This is a genomic window from Streptomyces sp. 13-12-16 (genome assembly GCF_002114215.1).
Lineage (GTDB): Bacteria > Actinomycetota > Actinomycetes > Streptomycetales > Streptomycetaceae > Streptomyces.
Genome location: NZ_NCTE01000818.1, coordinates 3,951 through 20,480 on the forward strand (window position 1 = coordinate 3,951; position 16,530 = coordinate 20,480).

Sequence of the window (16,530 nt, forward strand, 5' to 3'; positions counted from 1 at the left end):
AACAACGGAACAACGCGCGTAGATTCGCCCGACGATTCTGACCTGAACACGCCCACGCGGAACAGACCCCACAGGTTGCGATCCGGTGTCCCGCCCCCTCCCCGCACCCGTACGACCGGTGACACAGTGGGACGTATGACCACCCCTCACCCGTACGGCGCGCCCGGCGCACCCCATCTCGCCGTCCGTGGCGAGGCCCACCTCGAGGCCGCCCCCGACCTCGCCCGCATCGCCGTCACCCGCACCGCGCGCGGCCGCGACCGGCGCACCACCCTCGACGACCTCACCCGCCGCACCACGGAGGCCCACGACCTGCTCACGTCCTACGGCGACGCCGTCGAGCACCTCGAGACCGGCGCCCTCACCGTCACCCCGGAACTCAGCCCCCACGGCCGCGGCGAACGCGTCCGCGCCCACCACGGCACCGTCCGGCTCACCGCCGACCTGGGCGACTTCGCCGCCCTCGGCGCGCTCGTCACCCGTCTGGCCGACCTCGACCTCACCCGTGTCGACGGCCCCTGGTGGACCCTCCGCCCGGATTCCCCCGCCCACCGCGAGGCGCGGCGACTGGCGGTGCACGACGCCGTCCGGCGCGCCCGCGAATACGCCGAGGCGCTCGGTACCACCCTCGCCGCCCTCATCGAACTCACCGACACCGCGGCGGGGCCCGAACCCTTCCCCCGGGCCCGCTCCATGGCGTTCGCCGCGGCCGCCGAGGACGCCCCGCCCCCGCCCCTCGACCTCGAACCCCAGCGGCAGCACGTCCACGCCGAGGTCGGCGCCCGCTTCACGCTCCAGCCGCCCCGTCTGTAGAACCGGCATCCGGAAACCGAGGGCACGCATGCTCATCGGAGCGACCCGGTGCACAATTCAACACTTGTCAACAGCCCTTCATCCACTGGCCGTTGAGTCGTCACACGTCGCCAGGTCACTACCGGTCGGTAAGCCCTAGGCTCGAAACATGCGCCGAGCGAAGATCGTCTGCACCCTGGGACCCGCCACCGACGGCTACGACCGGATCAAAGCCCTGGTCGACGCCGGAATGGACGTCGCCCGATTCAACCTCAGCCACGGCGAGCACGCCGAGCACGAGGAGCGCTACCGACGGGTGCGGAAAGCAGCGGACGAGACCGGTCGCAGCGTCGGCCTCCTCGCCGACCTTCAAGGCCCGAAAATCCGCCTCGGCCGCTTCGTCGAGGGCCCCGTACTCCTTGAACGCGGGGACACCTTCACCATCACCGTCGAAGAGGGCACCGAAGGCGACCGCGACATCTGCGGCACCACCTACGCCGGCCTCGCCACCGACGTCACCGCCGGCGAACGCATCCTCGTCGACGACGGCAGGGTCACCCTCGAAGTCACCGCCGTCGACGGCCCCCGCGTCCGCACCACCGTCGTCGAGGGCGGCGTGGTCTCCGACCACAAGGGCCTCAACCTCCCCGGCGTCGCCGTCTCCGTCCCCGCGCTCTCCAAGAAGGACGAGGACGACCTGCGCTGGGCGCTGCGCACCGGCTTCGACGTGATCGCCCTGTCCTTCGTCCGCAGCGGACGCGACATCAAGGACGTCCACCGCATCATGGACGAGGAGGGCCGCCGCCTCCCCGTCATCGCCAAGGTCGAGAAGCCCCAGGCCGTCGAGAACATCGACGACATCGTCGCCGCCTTCGACGGCATCATGGTCGCCCGCGGCGACCTCGGCGTCGAGATGCCCCTCGAACAGGTGCCGATCGTCCAGAAGCGCGCGATCAAGCTCGCCAGGCGCAACGCCAAACCGGTCATCGTCGCCACCCAGATGCTCGACTCGATGATCGACAACGCCCGCCCCACCCGCGCGGAGGCCTCCGACGTCGCCAACGCCGTCATCGACGGCACCGACGCCGTCATGCTCTCCGGCGAGACCAGCGTCGGCAAGCACGCCGTCGAGACCGTGCGCACCATGGCCCGCATCGTGGAGGCCGCCGAGGAGGACATCCTCGCCAAGGGCCTCCCGCCCCTCACCGAACGGAACAAGCCCCGCACCCAGGGCGGCGCGGTCGCCCGCGCGGCGGCGGAGATGGGCGACTTCCTCGGCGCCCGCTTCCTGGTCGCCTTCACCCAGTCCGGCGACACCGCCCGCCGCCTCTCCCGCTACCGCAGCCCCATCCCGCTCCTCGCCTTCACCCCCGACCCGGCCACCCGCTCCCAGCTCAGCCTCACCTGGGGCGTGGAGACCTTCCTCGGCCCCCGCGTGGACTCGACGGACGCGATGGTCGACCAGGTGGACGAGCTGCTCCTGAAGTACGCCCGCTGCGCGAAGGGCGACACGGTGGTGATCACGGCGGGCTCCCCGCCGGGGGTCTCCGGCTCGACGAACATGGTCCGCGTCCACCACATCGGCGAGGACGACAGCCCCAGGTAGCCGGGCGGCCGGGGCGCGCAAGCGGGACGGGCGGAAAGAAGCGGATGTTCACCGGAAAGGCGGACATCCGCTCTCAAATGGTGACCTTGGATATCAAGGAAAAGTACCCCGGGTCGGATTCGAACCGACGCTGGATGGTGTTTGAGACCATTGCCTCTACCGCTGGGCTACCGGGGCGCCCTGTAAAACAAAGGTCGACGGTCACCCGCCGTGCCCCCACCTTATCGCAGCTGGGTACGCTCTTGTCAGCAGTACCGGCCTGCCCCGCACCAAGGAGCCCACGTGAGCGCCCCCGAGTCGCCCCAGCCCGTAGACGTGCCCGACGACGACAAGTCGCACGTGCCTCCGATGACGACCCGTGTCGTGATCGCCGAGGACGAGGCCCTGATCCGGCTCGACCTCAAAGAGATGCTGGAGGAGGAGGGGTACTCCGTCGTCGGCGAGGCCGGTGACGGTGAGCAGGCCGTGGAGCTGGCCCGCGAGCACCGGCCCGACCTGGTGATCCTCGACGTGAAGATGCCGAAGCTGGACGGCATCTCCGCGGCGGAGAAGATCGCCGAGGAGAGCATCGCCCCGGTGCTGATGCTGACCGCGTTCTCGCAGCGCGACCTGGTGGAGCGGGCGCGGGACGCGGGCGCGATGGCGTACCTGGTGAAGCCGTTCAGCAAGAGCGACGTGGTGCCCGCGATCGAGATGGCGGTGTCGCGGTTCACGGAGCTGAAGGAGCTGGAGCGCGAGGTCGCGGACCTGAGCCTGCGGCTGGAGACGCGGAAGCTGGTGGACCGGGCGAAGTCGGTGCTGCAGACGCAGTACGGGCTGACCGAGCCGGCGGCGTTCCGGTGGATCCAGAAGACGTCGATGGACCGGCGGATGTCGATGCAGCAGGTGGCGCAGGCGGTCATCGACGACGCCGAGGAGAAGAAGGCGTCGAAGGGCTGAGCGCCCGTACACGGCCGGAGGCCCGCGCTCCCCGCTCGGCGGGGGGCGCGGGCCTCGTCGTGTGCCCCGGTCCTCAGTCCTCGCCGAGGTAGGCCTTGCGGACCGACTCGTCGTGGAGGAGGTCCTGTCCGGTGCCGGAGAGGACGATGTTGCCGGTCTCCATGACGTGACCGTGGTCGGCCAGGGAGAGGGCGGCCTGGGCGTTCTGCTCGACGAGCAGGATGGTGGTGCCCTGGGACTTCAGCTCGGTGATGGTCGCCATGATCTTCTGCATCATGATCGGCGAGAGGCCCATGGAGGGTTCGTCGAGCATGAGGAGCTGGGGCTGGGACATCAGCGCCCTGCCCATGGCGAGCATCTGCTGCTCTCCGCCGGAGAGGGTTCCGGCGGCCTGCTTGCGGCGTTCCCCGAGGATGGGGAAGAGGTCGTAGGCGCGCTGGATGTCCTTCTCGATGCCCGCCTTGTCGTTGCGGAGGAAGGCGCCGAGGCGGAGGTTGTCCTCGATCGTCATGCGGGGGAAGATGTGCCGCCCCTCGGGGGAGTGGGCGAGCCCGAGGGAGACGATCTTGTGGGCGGGGATCTTCTTGAGCGACTTCCCGTTGAACTTGATCTGGCCGCCGACGGGCTTGAGGAGCCCGGAGAGCGTGCGCAGGGTGGTGGTCTTGCCGGCACCGTTGGTGCCGATCAGGGTGACCACTTCACCGGCGTCGACGCTGAAGGAGATGCCCTTGACGGCCTGGATCTTGCCGTAGGCGACTTTGAGGTCCTCGACTTCGAGGAGTGCGGTCATCGGTCGTTCTCCTTGCCGGGCGCGGCGTCCGTGGCGGCCTCGGCCGCGGCTTCGGCGGCCTCGACCTCGGCGACTTCGGCGGCGCCGGGGTCGTTCTCCATGGGTTCACCGATGTAGGCGGCGATGACGCGCTCGTCGCCCTGGACGGTGGCCGGGTCGCCCTCGACGAGCTTCTGGCCCTGGACGAGGACGGCGACGCGGTCGCAGAGGTTGAAGATGAACCGCATGTCGTGCTCGATCACGAGGACGGCGATGCCCTGGTCGCGGATGGCGAAGATGAGCTCCTCGGCCGCCCGGGTCTCCTGGGGGTTCATGCCGGCGGTGGGCTCGTCGAGGAGCAGCAGCCCGGGTTCACTGGCGAGGGCGCGGGCGATCTCGAGCTTGCGCTGTTCACCGTAGGGGAGGTTGCGCGCGAGGTGGTCGGCCTTCGCGTCGAGGCCGACGAACTCCAGGAGTTCCATGGCCCGTTCGCGGGAGGCCGCCTCCGCCTTGTGGAAGCCGGGTCCGCGCAGGATGGCCGACCAGAAGCCCTCCTTGGTCCGGGTGTGGCGGCCGACGAGGACGTTCTCCAGGACGGTCATGTTGGCGAAGAGCCGGATGTTCTGGAACGTCCGGGCGATGCCGGCGGCGGTGACCTTGAAGGACTTGGGCGGCAGGACCTTGCCCTTGTAGCGGACCTCGCCCTCGGTGGGGATGTAGAGGCCGGTCAGGCAGTTGAAGAAGGTGGTCTTGCCGGCGCCGTTGGGGCCGATGAGGCCGACGATCTCGCCGCTGCTGACGGTGAGGTCGACGTCGCGGACGGCGGTGAGACCGCCGAAGCGCATGGTGACGCCGCGTGCGTCGAGGACGGTCTCACCGGGGGCGGGTGCGCCCGGGGCGGTGTCCTTGGTGGTGGTGTCGGTGGTCATGGTGGTCAGGCCCCTGTCTTGCTCAGGACTGCGGGCGCGTCGTCCTCGTGGAACTCCAGCTGGCGGCGGCGGTTGGGGATGAGGCCCTCGGGACGGAAACGCATCAGCAGGACGAGTGCGAGACCGAAGGCGAGGAGCTGGTAGTCGCCGAGGAACTGGAGCTTGTTGGGGATCAGGAAGAGCAGCGCGGCTCCGATGAGGGGTCCGGCGATGGTGCCCATGCCGCCGAGGACGACCGCGGCGAGCAGGAAGGCGGAGTTGGGCGGGGTGGTGCCGGCGAACAGGTACTGCTCGGGGGTCACGGTGTAGGTGACGTGTGCCTGGACGGTTCCGGCGAGGCCGGCGAGGGTGGCGCCGACGGCGAAGGCGATGAGCTTGACCCGGAAGCCGTTGATGCCCATGGCGAGCGCCGCGGTCTCGTCCTCGCGGATGGCGACCCAGGCGCGGCCGATGCGGGAGTCGCCGCTGCGCCGGAAGACGAGGACGACGACGGCCGTGATGATCAGCATCAGGAAGAAGTAGTTGGCGAACCGGCCGATGGTGAAGCCGGCGATGTCGTGCGGGACCCCGAGGTCGAAGCCGAGGATCTTCAGGTCCGGGATGGACGCGATGCCGTTGGAGCCGTTGGTGAGGTCCGGACCGGAGGTGCCGTCGGTGTTGTTGGCCGCGATCCGGAAGATCTCACCGAAGCCGAGGGTGACGATGGCGAGGTAGTCGCCGCGCAGTCGCAGCGTCGGGGCGCCGATGAGGACGCCGAAGACGAGGGAGGCGACGGCCCCGACGAGCACGGCGGCCCAGAAGGGGAAGTGGACGCCGAACGGCGAGCTGGGGGAGCCGGAGACGAGCGCGGCCGCGTAGGCGCCGACGCCGAGGAAGGCGACGTATCCGAGGTCGAGCAGGCCGGCCAGGCCGACGACGATGTTCAGCCCCAGGGCGACCGTGGCGAAGATGAGGATGTAGACGCCGAGGGTGGCGTACTGGTCGTCGGTCTGGGTGAAGGGGAAGCAGGCCGCCGCGATGAAGGCGCCGCAGACGGTGATGTTCGTGTGCCGCGCGGTGATCTGCGAGGCGTGGCTGATCAGACCGGAGCGGTTGAGGGCGGCGAACCCGAAGCCGGCGGTGATCAGGAAGCCGACGAAGAGCTCGTCGTACTCGGTGCCGATGCCGTAGGTGAAGACGACCAGGGCGAGTGCCAGGACCGCGACGATGATCAGGATCTCGGCGTAGGAGGGCAGGACGCGCACGGGGCGCGGGCTGCCGGAGGCGAAGGCCGCCCGCAGGACGGCCATGCTGTGGCCGGTCCTGTGCTTGAACTGCTCCCAGCCGGTGTCGTCGGGGTCGAAGGGGTCGGGCTCGGGCCGCTCGAAGGGGAGGGCGAGGGCGCCGAGGAGGGCGGTCAGCGTGGCGACGGCGACGACGTAGCCGCCGGGTTCGAGGTTGACGAGGCCGCCGAGCTGGAAGCTGATCGCGAGGATCGTGTACCAGGCGGTGGCGAAGGTGCCGAGCGCGGCGTACTTGACGGCCGCGTCGGCGCCGGCCGGGGCCAGCCAGCCCAGCCCCTTGACGCCGTAGGAGGCGAGCCCGAACAGGACGGTGAGCGCGCCGCCGATGAGGACGAGGACCTGGAGCCCGCCGGGGTAGCCGTAGAAGGTGAGGTCACCGGGGAACTCGGCGGTCCAGGTCCACGCGAGGAAGGTGGAGACGACGGTGAGGACGCTGCCGCCGGTGGCGAGGGCCCGGCCGATGTGCGGGGGTATGCCGATGAGGCCGGTGGAAGCGTTCGCGGTGGGGGTGGCCGCGGTGGTCGAAGCGGTGGTCTGTGTGGTCATCGGTGTCACGCCCTGTCCGCGACGCGCTCGCCGAGCAGGCCCTGTGGCCTGAACAGGAGTACGAGGATGAGGAGGATGAAGGCCCAGACATCGGCCCAGGACTGGCTGCCGAACTTGTCCAGCCCCGGGATGTCGGCGATGTAGGCGGTGGCCAGGGTTTCGGCGACGCCGAGGACCACACCGCCGATCATGGCGCCGTAGATGTTCCCGATGCCGCCGAGGACCGCCGCGGTGAAGGCCTTGAGACCGAGGATGAAGCCCATCTTGAAGTCGATCTGGCCGTACTTGAGACCGCTGGCGACGCCTCCGACGGCGGCGAAGACGGCGCCGAGGGCGAAGGCGATCACGATGATGCGGTCGGTGTTGACGCCCATCAGCTTCGCGGTGTCCGGGTCCTGCGCGGTGGCCTGCATGCCGCGCCCGGTGCGGGTGCGCATCACGAAGTAGGCGAGGATGCCCATGCTGATGGGGGCGGCGACGAGGAGGAAGATGTCGCCGGTCTGGATGGTGGCGCCGCCGATGGTGAAGGGACCGCCTTCGATCTGCGGGAAGGGCAGCTTGGACTTCGCCTCGGGGTAGAAGGCCCAGACGGCCTGCTGGAGCGCGAGGGAGAGTCCGATGGCGGTGATGAGCGGGGCCAGGCGGGGTGCGCCGCGCAGGGGGCGGTAGGCGAACCGTTCCGCTCCGATGGCGACCAGGACCGAGACGATCACGGCGCCGATCAGCATCAGGGGCAGCGCGACCCAGATGGAGGTGCCGTCGGGCAGGAGATACAGGTGCACCGTCAGCGCGCCGAAGGCGCCGACCATGAAGATCTCGCCGTGGGCGAAGTTGATGAGCTGGACAATGCCGTAGACCATTGTGTAGCCGATGGCGACGAGGCCGTACATGGATCCCAGTAGCAGGCCGTTGACCAGCTGCTGCGGCAGTTCGTTCACCGCATGTCCTCCGAGACTTTCGGAATGTTCGACGGATGGGGCCGGATGCGAGTCCGCGCGGGGCGCCAGTGGAACAGCGCCCCGCGCGGCTCGTGGAGTGGTGCGGGCGGGGATCAGCCGGTGAAGGTGCCGGACTTCACCGTGGCCCAGGCACCGTCCTTGACGGTGTACACGGTGAGCTGCTTGTTGGTGGCGTCACCGAACTCGTCGAAGGAGACCTTGCCGGTCACTCCGTCGAAGGAGACGTTCTGCATGGCGTCGACGACCTTGGAGCGGGCGTCGTCGGGGAGCTTCCCGCCGTTGTCCTCGACGACCTTCTTGACGGCCTCGATGATCGCCCAGGCGGAGTCGTAGGAGTAGCCGCCGTACGCCTCGAAGGCCTCCTTGTAGCCGGCCTCCTTGTAGTTGGCGACGAACTCCTTGGCGGAGGGGAGCGTCTCGACGGGCGCGCCGACGGAGGTGGCGAGGTCGCCCGTGCCCGCGCTGGCGGCCAGCTTGATGAAGTCGGCACTGTAGATGCCGTCGCCGCCGACCAGCGGGATCTTGGCGCCGGCTTCCTTGATCTGCTTGCTCAGCGGGCCGGCCTGCGGGTACTCGCCGCCGTAGTAGACGACGTCGGCACCGGAGTTCTTGACCTTGGTGGCGACGGCGTTGAAGTCCTTGCTGTCGGGGTTGATGTGCTCGGTGCCGACGACCTGGCCGCCGAGCTTCTTGAACTCCTCGGTGAAGGTGGCGGCGAGGCCGGCGCCGTAGGTCTTCTTGTCGTCGATGACGAAGACCTTCTTCTTCTTGGCCTCGTTGTAGACGTACTGCGCGGCGAACGGGCCCTGGATGGCGTCCGTGGTCGCGGTGCGGAAGTACGACTTGTACGGCCGGGCCTTCTCCTTCTGCCAGTTCACGCCCTGAGTGAGGGCGGGGTTGGTGTTGGCGGGGGAGACCTCGACCAGCTTGGCCGTGTCGAAGACCTTCTGCATGGCCTCGCCGACGGAGGAGTTCAGCGGGCCGACGACGCCGAGGACATCGTCGTTGGCGACGAGCTTGGTGGCGTTCTGCTGGCCGACGGAGGCCTGGCCCTGGTCGTCGAGGGCTTCGATCTTGAAGGTGATGCCCTCGACGTACTTCTCCTTGTTGGCGGTCTTGGCCGCGAGGTCCACGGAGTTCTTGATACCGAGGCCCAGCGCGGACAGGTCGCCGGTCATCGGCGCGTCGACGCCGATGACCACGGTGGTGCCACCGTTGCCGGAGTCCGAGCTGCCGCCGCCGTCGTCGTCGCGTGAGCCGCAGGCGGTGAGGGTGAGTGCACCCGCCGCCAGGGCGGCGGTGATGGCGATGAGCGAACGTTGACGCACGATCCAGTCCTTTCCCCTGACAGCCGCTTCCCGGTGGAAACGGCCGAGTCGAGCGCTGGGCCGACGTGTGAATCGGGCGGCGCGGTGACTGGCCGTGACTCTAAGCGGGGGTGGGGAATGCGGAGGAGGGTCTGGCCAAGGCTGTGACTCTCTTGTTATGACACGACGTATTGCAGAGCGGTACTGCCTGGGGGGAACGGCGGAATTCTCGCCGTTTTGCCCTGTCCGGATGGTGAGAAACCGCAGGACCCGGCGCGGTGTGTTCAGGTGTATCGGGGGTTTTGGTAATTACCTGAAGTCGTTGCTGGAGGCGACCTGCGGGGCCCGGGGGGAGGGGTGGCGCACCCCGTGTCCCGTGGGGTCGGGGAGGGTGGCCGTATTGCGCGCGTATTACACAGAGTTACGTCCAGGGAAGGGGGTCCGGCGTTTCCGGCGCTTTCTCTCATTCCGTCGCGGAGGGGTGACGGAAAGCCCCGGGTGAGGTAAGGGGGCGGAGGGGCGAATTCCGTGTAATGGACACCCAAATCCGGGATTCCGTGCCGGACCGAACGGTGAATCCGAAGTTCCGGATTGCCGGTTCAAGGGTGTTGGCCTGCGGTTTCGTCAATCGCCGGGAGGAATTGGGGTCATTGCCACGGTCCGCCCGTCGGCCCGCCGTCGCGGTACCGGTCGACGCACCCCTCGCGTATCCGACGGGCCATCAACTCATGCGCGGCCCGGGTGCCTTGGCGTTCCTCGACGGGGCGGGCGGCGGCCACGGCCGCGCGCAGGATGTCGTACTGCCCGTCGGACAGCCCCATGGACTGGTAGTCGCCGTAGGTGTCGCCTTCGAGGGCCTTGCGGGACCAGTGTCCGACGAGCTCCGCGCACAGTTCCTCGTCGGAGGCGGTGCGCGGTGACGGCGGGGCGGAGCCGGTCCGCTCGCCGGACGCGGCGTCCGTTCGCCCCCCGGACGCGTGGCCGGAACCGGACGCGCCGCAGCCGGTCACCACGAGGCCCGTCACGAGCACCGCCAGGAGACACGTCCGAGTGGTCCCTCCCCGTCCCATGCCCGCACCGTAGGACGGCCGCCGCCCCACGGCAACGGGGATGCGGCGCGGGCGCCCTCCGCATCCCCGACGGCCGTCAGCCCGCCGCCTGTTCCCCGTCGCCGGGCCGGACGTCCCGCAGCAGGCAGGTCAGCCGCGCGGTGCACACCCGCTTGTCCGCCTCGTCGGTGATGACGATCTCGTACGTCGCCGTGGACCGCCCCCGGTGCACCGGGGTGGCGACCCCGGTGACCAGGCCGGAGCGGACGCCGCGGTGGTGCGTGCAGTTGAGGTCGACACCCACGGCGATCTTGGAGCTGCCGCCGTGCAGCATCGACCCCACCGATCCCAGCGTCTCGGCCAGCACGGCGGACGCGCCGCCGTGCAGCAGCCCGTACGGCTGGGTGTTGCCCTCCACCGGCATCGTCCCGACGACCCGCTCCGCCGACGCCTCCAGGATCTGCACGCCCATGCGCGTGCCCAGGTGACCCGCCGAGAACAGCGCCGGCAGGTCCACGCCGAGTGCGGCGTACTCGTCGATGACCTCCTGCGGGAACGTCACCTGCTGCTGCTCTCCCATGGGCCCGGCTCCTTCGTCGTGCGTCGGTACGGCTGTCTGCTGAGCGAACGCTCAGTCGGCCGCCGATTGTTCCAGACGCACCACCACGGACTTGCTGGCCGGGGTGTTGCTGGTGTCCGCGGTGGCGTCCAGCGGCACCAGGACGTTGGTCTCCGGGTAGTACGCCGCCGCACACCCCCGCGCCGTCGGATAGTGCACGACGCGGAACCCGGGCGCCCTGCGCTCCACGCCGTCCTTCCACTCGCCGACCAGATCGACGTAAGCGCCGTCCGCCAGCCTCAGCTCCCGCGCGTCCTCCGGGTTGACCAGCACCACGCGGCGGCCGTTCCTGATGCCCCGGTAGCGGTCGTCGAGACCGTAGATCGTGGTGTTGTACTGGTCGTGCGAGCGCAGCGTCTGCAACAGCAGCCGGCCCTCCGGCAGCTCGGGGAACTCCACCGGCGCGGCGGTGAAGTTGGCCTTGCCGGTGGCGGTGGGGAAGCGGCGCTCGTCGCGCGGGGCGTGCGGGAGCGCGAAGCCCCCGGGACGCGCCACGCGCGCGTTGAAGTCCTCGAAGCCGGGGATCACCCGCGCGATGCGGTCGCGGATCGTCGCGTAGTCCTTCTCGAACTCCTCCCACGGCACCGTGTCGTCCTCGCCGAGCACGCGGCGGGCCAGCCGGCACACGATGGCCGGCTCCGACAGCAGCCGCCCGCTCGCCGGTTCCAGGCGTCCGCGCGAGGCGTGCACCATGCCCATGGAGTCCTCGACCGTCACGAACTGCTCGCCGCCGCCCTGGACGTCCCGCTCGGTGCGGCCGAGCGTCGGCAGGATCAGGGCACGCGCGCCCGTGACGGTGTGCGAGCGGTTCAGCTTGGTCGACACGTGCACCGTCAGCCGTGCCCGGCGCATCGCGGCCTCGGTGACCTCCGTGTCCGGGGAGGCGGAGACGAAGTTGCCGCCCATGGCGAAGAAGACCTTCGCCTTCCCGTCGCGCAGCGCCCGGATGGCCCGGACCACGTCGTAGCCGTGCTCGCGCGGCGGCGCGAAGCCGAACTCCCTCTCCAGGGCGTCCAGGAACGCGGGCGCGGGCCGCTCGAAGATGCCCATGGTGCGGTCGCCCTGCACGTTGGAGTGACCGCGCACCGGGCACACGCCCGCACCCGGGCGGCCGATGTTGCCGCGCAGCAGGAGGAAGTTGACGACCTCGCGGATGATCGGCACCGAGTGCTTGTGCTGGGTGAGCCCCATCGCCCAGCACACGATGACGCGCTTCGATTCGAGGACCATCCGCAGACACCGCTCGATGTCCCCGCGCGTGAGGCCGGTCGCGGTGAGCGTCCCGTCCCAGTCGGCGGCGCGCGCGGCCTCGGCGAACTCCTCGTAGCCGTGCGTGTGTTCGCGCACGAACTCCTCGTCGACCGCGCCGGGCGTCTCCAGGATCAGCTTGTTGAGGAGGCGGAAGAGGGCCTGGTCGCCGCCGATGCGGATCTGCAGGAACAGGTCGGTCAGGGCGGCGCCGGTGGTGAGCCCCTTGGGGGTCTGCGGGTTCTTGAAGCGCTCCAGGCCCGCCTCGGGCAGCGGATTGACGCTGACGATCCGCGCGCCGTTCGCCTTGGCCTTCTCCAGGGCGGACAGCATGCGCGGATGGTTGGTGCCGGGGTTCTGGCCGGCGACGATGATCAGGTCGGCCTTGTGGAGGTCCTCCAGCAGGACGCTGCCCTTGCCGACGCCGATCGTCTCCGACAGGGCCGAGCCGGACGACTCGTGGCACATGTTGGAGCAGTCCGGCAGGTTGTTGGTGCCGAGCCGGCGGGCGAAGAGCTGGTAGAGGAAGGCGGCCTCGTTGCTGGTGCGCCCGGAGGTGTAGAAGACGGCCTCGTCCGGGGAGGAGAGGGCGGCGATCTCCTCGGCGACGATGTCGAAGGCCCGCTCCCAGGTGACCGGCTCGTAGTGCTCGCCGCCCTCGGGCAGGTACATGGGGTGCGTCAGCCGCCCCTGCTGCCCCAGCCAGTAGCCGCTGCGGCCGGACAGGTCGGCGACGGAGTGCGCGGCGAAGAACTCCGGTGTGACCCGGCGCAGGGTGGCCTCCTCGGCCACGGCCTTCGCCCCGTTCTCGCAGAACTCCGCGCGGTGCCGTTGCTCCGGCTCCGGCCAGGCGCACCCCGGGCAGTCGAAGCCGTCCTTCTGGTTCACGCTGAGCAGCGTCAGCGCGGTCCGCCTCACACCCATCTGCCGCTGGGCCATCCGCAGGGTGTGCCCGATCGCGGGCAGCCCCGCGGCCGCGTGCTGCGGCCCGGCGACCTGCGGCGCGTCCTGAACCGGATCACTCTTGGGCGGCTTCGCTGCCATCGCGCACTCCTGTTCCACATACACGTATGAGGTGGACCCCCGATCCTGCCACGCCCATCCGGCCCGTCCGGCGTTCGAGGACGAGGCCCGAAGGACCGACGGGGGTCCGGGGGCGCTGCCCCGGGGACGGAAGGGAAGGGACGGAGGGGGCGAATCAGCCCCACGGCACACGGCCCGCCCCCCACTGTCAGTGCCACGTGGCAGGATCGGACACGTGGCAGACACAGCATCGAAGAAGACCGACCAGCCCCCCACCGGCCCCCGCCCCCGCCTGATGCTCATGGACGGGCACTCCCTCGCGTACCGCGCGTACTTCGCGCTGCCCGCGGAAAACTTCACCACCGCGACGGGCCAGCCGACCAACGCGATCTACGGCTTCGCGTCGATGCTGGCCAACACCCTCCGTGACGAGTCCCCCACCCACTTCGCCGTGGCCTTCGACGTCTCCCGCAAGACATGGCGCTCGGAGGAGTTCACCGAGTACAAGGCGAACCGCTCCAAGACCCCGGACGAGTTCAAGGGCCAGGTCGAACTCATCGGCGAGCTGCTCGACGCGATGCACGCCGACCGCTTCGCCGTCGAGGGCTTCGAGGCGGACGACGTCATCGCCACCCTCGCCACCCAGGCCGAGGCCGAGGGCTTCGAGGTGCTGATCGTCACCGGCGACCGCGACTCCTTCCAGCTCGTCTCCGAGCACACCACGGTGCTGTACCCGACGAAGGGCGTCTCCGAGCTGACCCGGTTCACCCCGGAGAAGGTCGTCGAGAAGTACGGTCTGACCCCCGCCCAGTACCCCGACTTCGCGGCGCTGCGCGGCGACCCGTCGGACAACCTGCCCGGCATCCCCGGCGTCGGCGAGAAGACGGCCGCGAAGTGGATCAACCAGTTCGGCTCCTTCGCCGAGCTGGTCGAGCGCGTCGACGAGGTCAAGGGCAAGGCCGGGCAGAACCTGCGCGACCACCTGGAGGCGGTCAAGCTCAACCGCCGCCTCACCGAGCTGGAGCGCGCCGTCGAGCTGCCCAAGGGCGTCCTCGACCTGGCGCGGACCCCCTACGACCGCAAGGCCGTGGCGATTATCCTGGACACCCTGGAGATCAGGAACCCGTCGCTGCGCGAGCGGCTGTTCGCCGTCGACCCGGGCGCTGAGGAGGCCGAGGCCACCCCGGTCGTCGCGGAGGGCGTGGAGCTGGACGGCACGGTGCTGGGCACCGGCGAGCTGACCGCCTGGCTCGACGAGCACGGCACCGGCCCGCTCGGCGTCGCCACGGTCGACACCTGGGCCCTCGGCACCGGCTCGGTCACCGAGGTCGCGCTGGCCACGGCCGCCGGACCGGCCGCCTGGTTCGACCCGTCCGAGCTGGACGAGGCCGACGAGCGGGCGCTCGCGGCCTGGCTCGCCGACGCGGCCCGCCCCAAGGTGTTCCACAACGCCAAGGGCGCGATGCGGGTCTTCGCCGAGCACGGCTGGACCATCGAGGGCGTCACCATGGACACCGCGCTCGCCGCGTACCTGGTGAAGCCGGGCCGCCGCTCCTTCGACCTGGACGCGCTGTCCCTGGAGTACCTGCACCGCGAGCTGGCGCCCGCCGCCGCGCCCGACGGCCAGCTCGCCTTCGGCGCGGACGACGGGGCGGAGGCCGAGGCGCTGATGGTGCAGGCCCGCGCCGTCCTCGACCTGGGCGGGGCCTTCGAGGGCCGCCTCGGAGAAGTGGGCGCGGCGGACCTGCTCCGTGACATGGAGCTGCCCACGTCCGCGCTGCTCGCCCGCATGGAGCGGCACGGCATCGCGGCCGACCGGGACCACCTCCAGGCGATGGAGCAGATGTTCGCGGGCGCCGTGCAGCAGGCGGTGAAGGAGGCGCACGCGGCGGCGGGGCACGAGTTCAACCTGGGCTCGCCCAAGCAGCTCCAGGAGGTCCTCTTCGGCGAGCTGGCCCTGCCGAAGACGAAGAGGACGAAGACCGGCTACACCACGGACGCCGACGCCCTGGCCTGGCTCGCCACGCAGACCGACAACGAACTGCCGGTGATCATGCTCCGCCACCGTGAGCAGGCGAAGCTGCGCGTCACCGTCGAGGGCCTGATCAAGACGATCGCCGCGGACGGCCGTATCCACACCACGTTCAACCAGACCGTCGCCGCGACGGGCCGGCTCTCCTCGACGGACCCCAACCTCCAGAACATCCCGGTCCGCACGGACGAGGGCCGCGCGATCCGCCGCGGCTTCGTCGTAGGAGAGGGCTTCGAGTCGCTCCTCACCGCCGACTACAGCCAGATCGAACTGCGCGTGATGGCCCACCTCTCCGAGGACGCCGGCCTGATCGAGGCGTTCACCTCGGGCGAGGACCTGCACACCACGGCGGCGGCCCAGGTGTTCTCGGTCGAGCAGTCCGCGGTGGACGCGGAGATGCGCCGCAAGATCAAGGCGATGTCGTACGGGCTGGCGTACGGGCTGTCGGCCTTCGGCCTCTCCCAGCAGCTCAACATCGAGGCGGCGGAGGCGCGCGCCCTGATGGACGCGTACTTCGAGCGCTTCGGCGGCGTACGGGACTATCTGCGCCGGGTCGTCGACGAGGCGAGGGCGACCGGCTACACGGCGACGCTCTTCGGCCGCCGCCGCTACCTGCCCGACCTCAACAGCGACAACCGCCAGCGCCGCGAGGCCGCGGAGCGCATGGCGCTGAACGCGCCGATCCAGGGCACGGCGGCGGACATCGTCAAGATCGCCATGCTGAACGTGGACCGCGCACTGCGCGAGGCGGACCTGCGCTCCCGCATGCTCCTCCAGGTCCACGACGAAATCGTCCTGGAACTGGCCCCGGGCGAGCGCGCCGCGGTGGAGGACCTGGTCCGCCGCGAAATGGCGTCCGCGGTCGAGCTCCGGGTCCCCCTGGGCGTCTCGGTGGGCGCGGGCCCGGACTGGGAGTCGGCGGCACACTAGCCCTTCCGGGGGGCGCCGCCCCCGTGCACCGTCCCCGAAACGCCGGGCGGGCTGATCCCGGCCCGCCCGGTGCTTGCGGACGGGGCCTGCCATCCCGGCCCGCCTGGTGCTTGAGGCCGGGGCTCGTCGTCCCGGCCGGTCCGGTGCTTGCGGACGGGGCTCGTCGGCCCAGCCCGTCCGGCGTTTGAGGACGAGGCCCGTTCAGGGCCGAAAGGGGGCCCGGGGGCGCAGCCCCAGGACCGGGAACCTTCACTCGCGTGGCCCCTGCGGGAAAGCCCCCGCCCGCAGGGCCGGACACCATGCCATGCATGGGCATACGCATGCTTCACCGCACAGCGGCAGGCAACGCACCCCCGCGCCCCGGCGGACGCACACCGGCTCCACCGGTCCCGGTCTTCGCGGCCTCCGCAAGTACCGTCCGCATTCCCGCCACCCTCGCGACCGCGCTGCGCAGCGCCACGGCGGACCTCGGCCGCCGTATCGCCGACGGCCGCCGGCG

The 16,530-nt window shown here is 70.3% G+C and carries 12 protein-coding genes, 1 tRNA gene and 1 pseudogene; 5 read left to right on the top strand and 9 right to left on the bottom strand.

Features of this window, described 5'->3' with window-relative positions:
* The first annotated feature begins 135 nt into the window (after positions 1 to 135).
* Positions 136 to 813, top strand: a complete 678-nt coding sequence (locus B7767_RS29575; RefSeq protein ID WP_085574831.1) for an SIMPL domain-containing protein — start codon at positions 136 to 138, stop codon at positions 811 to 813.
* 148 nt (positions 814 to 961) lie between these two features.
* Complete coding sequence (gene pyk / locus B7767_RS29580) at positions 962 to 2,398, top strand: pyruvate kinase (protein ID WP_085574832.1); 1,437 nt, start codon at positions 962 to 964, stop codon at positions 2,396 to 2,398.
* A gap of 104 nt (positions 2,399 to 2,502) precedes the next feature.
* Here the strand turns inward: pyk and B7767_RS29585 are convergent.
* Positions 2,503 to 2,575: transfer RNA gene (locus B7767_RS29585), tRNA-Leu, on the bottom strand.
* Positions 2,576 to 2,680: 105 nt separating this feature from the next.
* Here B7767_RS29585 and B7767_RS29590 point away from each other — a divergent pair.
* A complete protein-coding gene (locus tag B7767_RS29590; protein WP_085574833.1) occupies positions 2,681 to 3,337 on the top strand; it encodes an ANTAR domain-containing response regulator in 657 nt (218 codons plus the stop codon).
* A gap of 73 nt (positions 3,338 to 3,410) precedes the next feature.
* Here the strand turns inward: B7767_RS29590 and B7767_RS29595 are convergent, their stop codons facing one another.
* The 8 genes from B7767_RS29595 to B7767_RS29630 form a co-directional block, all read right to left on the bottom strand.
* A complete protein-coding gene (locus tag B7767_RS29595; RefSeq protein ID WP_085574834.1) occupies positions 3,411 to 4,127 on the bottom strand; it encodes an ABC transporter ATP-binding protein in 717 nt (238 codons plus the stop codon).
* Entirely contained in the window at positions 4,124 to 5,035 is a 912-nt protein-coding gene (locus tag B7767_RS29600; RefSeq protein WP_085574835.1) for an ABC transporter ATP-binding protein, read from the bottom strand. Before B7767_RS29600 ends, B7767_RS29595 begins: the two co-directional genes overlap by 4 nt.
* 5 nt (positions 5,036 to 5,040) lie before the next feature.
* A complete protein-coding gene (locus B7767_RS29605; protein WP_085574836.1) occupies positions 5,041 to 6,864 on the bottom strand; it encodes a branched-chain amino acid ABC transporter permease in 1,824 nt (607 codons plus the stop codon).
* 5 nt (positions 6,865 to 6,869) lie between these two features.
* A complete protein-coding gene (locus tag B7767_RS29610; RefSeq protein ID WP_085574837.1) occupies positions 6,870 to 7,802 on the bottom strand; it encodes a branched-chain amino acid ABC transporter permease in 933 nt (310 codons plus the stop codon).
* Positions 7,803 to 7,915: 113 nt separating this feature from the next.
* Positions 7,916 to 9,151 (bottom strand): branched-chain amino acid ABC transporter substrate-binding protein, encoded by a 1,236-nt coding sequence (locus B7767_RS29615; RefSeq protein ID WP_085574838.1) that lies wholly within the window; start codon positions 9,149 to 9,151, stop codon positions 7,916 to 7,918.
* 626 nt (positions 9,152 to 9,777) lie between these two features.
* Positions 9,778 to 10,200 carry a hypothetical protein gene (locus B7767_RS29620; RefSeq protein WP_085574839.1) on the bottom strand — a complete coding sequence of 141 codons (423 nt, stop codon included), beginning with the start codon at positions 10,198 to 10,200 and terminating at the stop codon, positions 9,778 to 9,780.
* Between the two features lie 76 nt (positions 10,201 to 10,276).
* The gene (locus tag B7767_RS29625) at positions 10,277 to 10,759 is read right to left on the bottom strand and encodes a PaaI family thioesterase (protein ID WP_030858802.1); all 483 of its coding nucleotides are present in this window, start codon (positions 10,757 to 10,759) and stop codon (positions 10,277 to 10,279) included.
* A 51-nt stretch (positions 10,760 to 10,810) separates the two neighbouring features.
* Complete coding sequence (locus tag B7767_RS29630) at positions 10,811 to 13,090, bottom strand: FdhF/YdeP family oxidoreductase (RefSeq protein ID WP_085574840.1); 2,280 nt, start codon at positions 13,088 to 13,090, stop codon at positions 10,811 to 10,813.
* 214 nt (positions 13,091 to 13,304) lie between these two features.
* Between B7767_RS29630 and polA the strand changes: the two genes are divergently transcribed.
* Complete coding sequence (gene polA / locus B7767_RS29635) at positions 13,305 to 16,031, top strand: DNA polymerase I (RefSeq protein ID WP_085574841.1); 2,727 nt, start codon at positions 13,305 to 13,307, stop codon at positions 16,029 to 16,031.
* Between the two features lie 308 nt (positions 16,032 to 16,339).
* Positions 16,340 to 16,530, top strand: a pseudogene (locus B7767_RS47445) (hypothetical protein); the annotation flags it as partial.

Bases quoted from the DNA above. Each gene is read 5' to 3' on its own strand.
- B7767_RS29605 (WP_085574836.1), bottom strand. From the start codon at position 6,864: ATGACCACACAGACCACCGCTTCGACCACCGCGGCCACCCCCACCGCG.
- B7767_RS29625 (WP_030858802.1), bottom strand. From the start codon at position 10,759: ATGGGAGAGCAGCAGCAGGTGACGTTCCCGCAGGAGGTCATCGACGAG.
- B7767_RS29595 (WP_085574834.1), bottom strand. From the start codon at position 4,127: ATGACCGCACTCCTCGAAGTCGAGGACCTCAAAGTCGCCTACGGCAAG.
- pyk (WP_085574832.1), top strand. From the start codon at position 962: ATGCGCCGAGCGAAGATCGTCTGCACCCTGGGACCCGCCACCGACGGC.
- B7767_RS29600 (WP_085574835.1), bottom strand. From the start codon at position 5,035: ATGACCACCGACACCACCACCAAGGACACCGCCCCGGGCGCACCCGCC.
- B7767_RS29620 (WP_085574839.1), bottom strand. From the start codon at position 10,200: ATGGGACGGGGAGGGACCACTCGGACGTGTCTCCTGGCGGTGCTCGTG.
- B7767_RS29575 (WP_085574831.1), top strand. From the start codon at position 136: ATGACCACCCCTCACCCGTACGGCGCGCCCGGCGCACCCCATCTCGCC.
- B7767_RS29630 (WP_085574840.1), bottom strand. From the start codon at position 13,090: ATGGCAGCGAAGCCGCCCAAGAGTGATCCGGTTCAGGACGCGCCGCAG.